Here is a 4673-nt window from a genome sequence, read left to right on the forward strand (position 1 = left end):
GTAGGATGATGTCGAAGCTGCCGATGAGGGCCGGGATGTCGGAGATCATGACGCCCCGGGAGATCTTCTCGAAGATGTTCATCGCCATGAAGGAGCCCGTGCGGATCTTCATGCGGTAGGCGTTCGTCCCGCCGTCGCTGATCAGGAAATAGCCGTGCTCGCCGCGGGGGTTCTCCGCCCGGAAATAGGCCTCGCCGGCCGCCGGCTTGAACACGCGCGGCACCTTCGCCCGGACCGGGCCGTCGGGGATCTGCGCGACGACCTGCCGGATGATCTTCACGCTCTCGCGCATTTCGTTGATCCGGCACATGTACCGGTCGAAGCAGTCGCCCAGCGTCCCGCGCTCGCCGGTGCCGACGATCACGTTGAAGTCGATCTTCGGGTACACCGAGTACGGGTCGTCCTTCCGGACGTCGTACGCGATGCCGGAGCCGCGGAGGTTCGGCCCCGCCAGCCCCCACTCGATCGCGTCTTCCGCGGAGATCACGCCGACGTTCTTCAGGCGGTGGACCAGGATCTTGTTGTAGGAGATCAGGTCGTTGTACTCGTCGATCAGCGGCTCGAAATAGTCGCAGAATTCCCGGGTCTTGTCGAGGAAGCCCGGCGGGAGGTCGTGGGCGACCCCGCCGATCCGGGCGTAGTTGTAGGTCAGCCGCTGCCCGCAGACCATCTCGAACAGGTCGTTGATCCACTCCCGCTCGCGGATGGCGTAGACGAACGGGGTGAAGGCGCCCATGTCGGCGCAGAACGAACCCCATCCGACGAGGTGCGACGAGATCCGGTTCAGCTCGCAGACGAGCACGCGGATCCACTCGGCCCGCTCGGGGACCTCGATCTTCGCCAGCTTCTCGACGGACCACGCATAGGCGCAGTTGCAGTTCATCCCCGCGAGGTAGTCGACCCGGTCCGTGAACGGCATGAACTGCGACCAGGCGACCCGCTCGCCGATCTTCTCCATGCCGCGGTGCAGGTAGCCCAGCGTGGGCCTCGCCTTGCTGACGATCTCCCCGTCGGTGGTCAGCTCGATCCGCAGCACCCCGTGCGTCGAGGGGTGGTGCGGACCCATGTTGATGGTCCACTCGTCGGTGCGGAGCGCTTCCTTGATTTGTTCCGTCATATCTTGATCCCGTGGTAGTGCTCAGGGTACTGGTAATCCTTCCGGAGCGGGTGCCCTTCCCAGTCGTCCGGCAGGAGGATCCGGTTGGGGTCGCACGAGCCCTCGAACACGATCCCGACCAGGTCGTACGTCTCCCGCTCCTGGTAGATGGCGGCCTTCCAGACCGGGTCCACCGAGGGGATGGAGGGGTTGTCGTGGGGGAGATGCGCCTTGATGCCGATCGAGTGGCCGAGCTCCATCGAGTTCAGGTGGTACGCCACGGCGAACCGGTCCTTGTAATCCACGCCGGAGATGCACATGACGGACCCGAAGCGAAGCTCGGGATCCTCCTTCAGGAACCTGCAGATCTCCCGGATGGAGCGGGGGTCAACGACCACGAAGTTGGGGTTGAAGCTTCCCGACTGGAGTTCCACGACGGCGGCGCCGAACTTCCCCTTCAGCTTTTCGAAGATCGCCTGGGCATCCAATGGTTTCGTCCCGCCCTTCACGCTTTATTGCCGAAGTTTTTGGTCTGCATGATGAGCTTCTGCAGGTTCATGATGCCGTCGATGAACGCCTCGGGGCGGGGGGGGCAGCCGGGGACGTAGACGTCGACTTTGGGCAGGATCAGGTCGACTCCCTTGACCACGCAGTAGGAGTCCTTGTAGAACGGGCCGCCGGTGATGGTGCACGCCCCGATGGCGATGACCCACTTGGGCTCCGCCATCTGGTGGTAAAGCCGCTGCACCCGTTCGGCCATCTTGTGCGAGATCGTGCCGCACACCAGCAGCAGGTCGGCCTGCCGGGGGGTCGCGCGGAACACCGCGCCGAAGCGGTCGAAGTCGTACTTGGAGGCGCCGCCCTGCATCAGCTCGATGCCGCAGCACGCCGTCGCGTAGAAGAGGTACCAGAGGGAGCTTTTACGGCACCAGTTGATGAACAGGTCCGCGACGCCGACCTCGACGAACCCTTCGCCGCCCTGGCAGGTCCCCCGGACCCGCTCGATGTTCTTCTGGATGACGTTCTTGGGCAGCTCCGCGGGAGCGGGAACCACATCGAAGATGTTGGACTTGATCGGTTTGGTCTTGCGCTTCGCCGGGCCCTGGCTCATTTGACGCCCCTTTTCGCCGGGGCGTCCTGGAGGGTGCGGACCCAGTCGAGGTCGCCCTCTTTCCAGAGGTACGCCAGGCCGGCAAGCAGGATGACGATGAAGATGAACGCTTCCACGAAGGCGAGCCACCCCAGCTTCCGGAAGACGACAGCCCACGGGAACAGGAGCGCCACTTCCACGTCGAAGATGAGGAAGACGATGGCGATCACGTAAAACCGGATGTTGAACTGGACCCAGGACTGCCCGAACGGAATCTCGCCGCATTCGTAGGTGGACGCCTTGACCGCGTTGGGCGCCTTCGGGGAAAGAAGCCACGTGACGGTGTTCAACGCGAGGACCACGAATGCCGCAAATCCCATAAACACGAGGATCGTTGCGAATTGGTAGGTCATATCGTTTCCGTTTTCCGCCTTGCGCAGGGAATCGGGCTGATACAGCAAGGGCATAAAATACCCGAGAACGTCCCCGTGTCAATCAAAAAAATTTCGCCCCCCGGAAACGACCGCCTCGCGGCGCGGGGGATATAATGGGCCGATGCCGTTCGATCCCCTTCCACGGTACCCGATTCTGCTCGCGCCGGCGGGTTCGCTCCCGGCGGTGGGCGCCGCGTTGTCGGCGGGAGCCGACGCCGTCTACGTCGGGATCCGCGGCCTCTCGCGCGGCGGGGGCTCGGGAATCCCCCTCGAGGAGGCCGGGCGGGCCGCGGCGGACTGCGCCGGCGCCGGGAGGAGGCTCCACGCGGCGGTGAACGCCGTTCCGTCCTCCGGGGAGCTTCCCGCCTTCCTCTCCGCCCTGCGGCGGCTCGCCGCGGAAGGAGTCTCCGAGATCATCCTGAACGACCCGGGACTGATCGCCCTGGCGCGGAAGGAGCTCCCCGGTCTGCCGATCTGCGCCTCCGTGGGGCTGTCCGTCGTGAATCCGGAGGACGCGATGGCCTGCCGCGACCTCGGCGCCGACGCCGTCGTCCTCCCGTCGGCGGTCCGCCCGGAAGAGGTTTCCGCCATCAAGCGCGCGTCGGGGCTGCGGATCGAGGTCTTCGCCTGGTGCCGCCCCGAGTTCCTCCTCCACGGCAGATGCGGGCTGACGGGATACGCGGCGGAATGCCCGGACGGCGGACCGGCGTCGCCGAAACGGGGCGGAGGGTGCCGCCTCGTCTGCCGGGGGCTTCCGGTCCCCCGGGAGGCGCGCCCGACGGAGGACGAGCTCCCGCAGTGGATCCGCGCGGGGGCGGACGTCTTCAAGATCGAGGGGCGGAACCTCGCCCCGGACGCGCTGAAGCGGCTCGTGTCCCGCATCCGCGGGAAACTGGACGACGCGATCGGGCGGTCAGCGGCGGGATAAAACGGCGGCGAGCTCGGCGGGGAGAGGCACCGGCTTCCAGGAAGCGTCGATGGAGCGGCAGGAGATGCTCCCCTCGGCCGCGAGGAGGTCCTTCCCCGCCTCCGTCCGGAACAGCGAGAATCCGAAGGTGGCGCCGTTTTTTTCGACGCGGACCACGCGCGTCCGCAGGGTGAGCAGGTCGTCGAACCGCACGGGGGAGCGGTAGCGGCACCGGGTCGCGACCACCGGGAACCCGTATCGCTCCTTCGGATTGCGGTAGGCCAGGCCGGGAGCGATCCCCCGGGACCGGAGATACTCGTCCATCCCCCGCTTGAAGTAATCGAGGATCGCGGCGAAATACGCGACGCCGTAGGGGTCCGTCTCCCCGAACCGGACGCGGATCTCGATGGCGTGGTACATGGCGCCCCCGTCCTTCCCTATCCGGGATCAAGGATATCACGTTATATTTATGGAATGGGCGAACCGAACGCGGCAGGCGGGGAAACGCCTCCGGAGATCCAGGAAGCCGACAAGAGGCTGCGCCGTTTCGCGGAGGACCTCCGGGCCGTCCGCGTCGGGATCGCCGTGCTCGCCACCCTGGGCGTCCTGGCGCTCCTGTACTTCGGCGCCTCCGTGTTCATCACGCTGTTCTCGTCCGCCCTCCTGGCCTTCGCCCTCGAGCCGATCGTCGGCTTCCTCTGCCGACGCACGGGGATGCGGCGGCAGTACGCCGGCGGAATCGTCGTGTTCCTTTTCATCGCGCTGTTGTACGGCCTCCTCTACCTCGCATATCTCGGGGTGGGGAGCTTCCTCGAGGACATCCCGGGGATCGCCGAAAGGATCCGTTCGGCCCCGCTGGTGCAGAGCCTGTCGGAGAAGGCCCGGGAAACGCGCGAGATCCTCGAGGAGGCCGGCCGGCGAATCTCCCTCTCCCCTTCTCCGGCCCGGGAAAGGGCCCTGCCGGGCCCTTCCGCACAGGACGGGGATTCCATCGCGGGCTTCCTGCTGCAGGGGCTCGGATCGCTGACCGGCGTCGTCTTCTCGCTGAGCTTCATCCCGTTCCTGGTCTACTTCATCCTCGCGGACCGGGAGCCGCTCAACCGGCGGACCCGGGAGCTGTTCTCACCGGCGCACCGGGATACCGTG

The 4673-nt window shown here is 66.2% G+C and carries 7 protein-coding genes; 2 read left to right on the top strand and 5 right to left on the bottom strand.

The window, feature by feature from the left end:
* From AB1346_13320 to AB1346_13335, 4 genes are all read right to left on the bottom strand, one after another.
* Window positions 1–1117: NADH-quinone oxidoreductase subunit D (locus tag AB1346_13320; protein ID MEW6721421.1), on the bottom strand; the 1117-nt coding region annotated here is incomplete at its 3' end.
* Window positions 1114–1584, bottom strand: a complete 471-nt coding sequence (locus AB1346_13325; GenBank protein MEW6721422.1) for an NADH-quinone oxidoreductase subunit C — start codon at window positions 1582–1584, stop codon at window positions 1114–1116. The genes AB1346_13325 and AB1346_13320, both read right to left, overlap by 4 nt.
* 17 nt (window positions 1585–1601) lie before the next feature.
* Entirely contained in the window at window positions 1602–2207 is a 606-nt protein-coding gene (locus tag AB1346_13330) for an NADH-quinone oxidoreductase subunit B family protein (GenBank protein MEW6721423.1), read from the bottom strand.
* Entirely contained in the window at window positions 2204–2566 is a 363-nt protein-coding gene (locus AB1346_13335) for an NADH-quinone oxidoreductase subunit A (protein ID MEW6721424.1), read from the bottom strand. Before AB1346_13335 ends, AB1346_13330 begins: the two co-directional genes overlap by 4 nt.
* Before the next feature lie 175 nt (window positions 2567–2741).
* Between AB1346_13335 and AB1346_13340 the strand changes: the two genes are divergently transcribed.
* Window positions 2742–3548 (top strand): peptidase U32 family protein, encoded by an 807-nt coding sequence (locus AB1346_13340; GenBank protein ID MEW6721425.1) that lies wholly within the window; start codon window positions 2742–2744, stop codon window positions 3546–3548.
* Here the strand turns inward: AB1346_13340 and AB1346_13345 are convergent.
* Window positions 3534–3947 (bottom strand): thioesterase family protein, encoded by a 414-nt coding sequence (locus tag AB1346_13345; protein ID MEW6721426.1) that lies wholly within the window; start codon window positions 3945–3947, stop codon window positions 3534–3536. The genes AB1346_13340 and AB1346_13345 overlap by 15 nt on opposite strands.
* 54 nt (window positions 3948–4001) lie before the next feature.
* On the opposite strand from AB1346_13345, the gene AB1346_13350 reads away from it, so the two are divergent.
* On the top strand, window positions 4002–4673 hold a 672-nt coding region (locus tag AB1346_13350), incomplete at its 3' end, for an AI-2E family transporter (protein MEW6721427.1).

The organism is Thermodesulfobacteriota bacterium (genome assembly GCA_040758155.1).
GTDB lineage: Bacteria > Desulfobacterota > Deferrimicrobia > Deferrimicrobiales > Deferrimicrobiaceae > UBA2219.

Coding starts and splice junctions, on each gene's coding strand:
- AB1346_13330 (MEW6721423.1), bottom strand. CDS start 2,207: ATGAGCCAGGGCCCGGCGAAGCGCAAGACCAAACCGATCAAGTCCAAC.
- AB1346_13335 (MEW6721424.1), bottom strand. CDS start 2,566: ATGGGATTTGCGGCATTCGTGGTCCTCGCGTTGAACACCGTCACGTGG.
- AB1346_13340 (MEW6721425.1), top strand. CDS start 2,742: ATGCCGTTCGATCCCCTTCCACGGTACCCGATTCTGCTCGCGCCGGCG.
- AB1346_13345 (MEW6721426.1), bottom strand. CDS start 3,947: ATGTACCACGCCATCGAGATCCGCGTCCGGTTCGGGGAGACGGACCCC.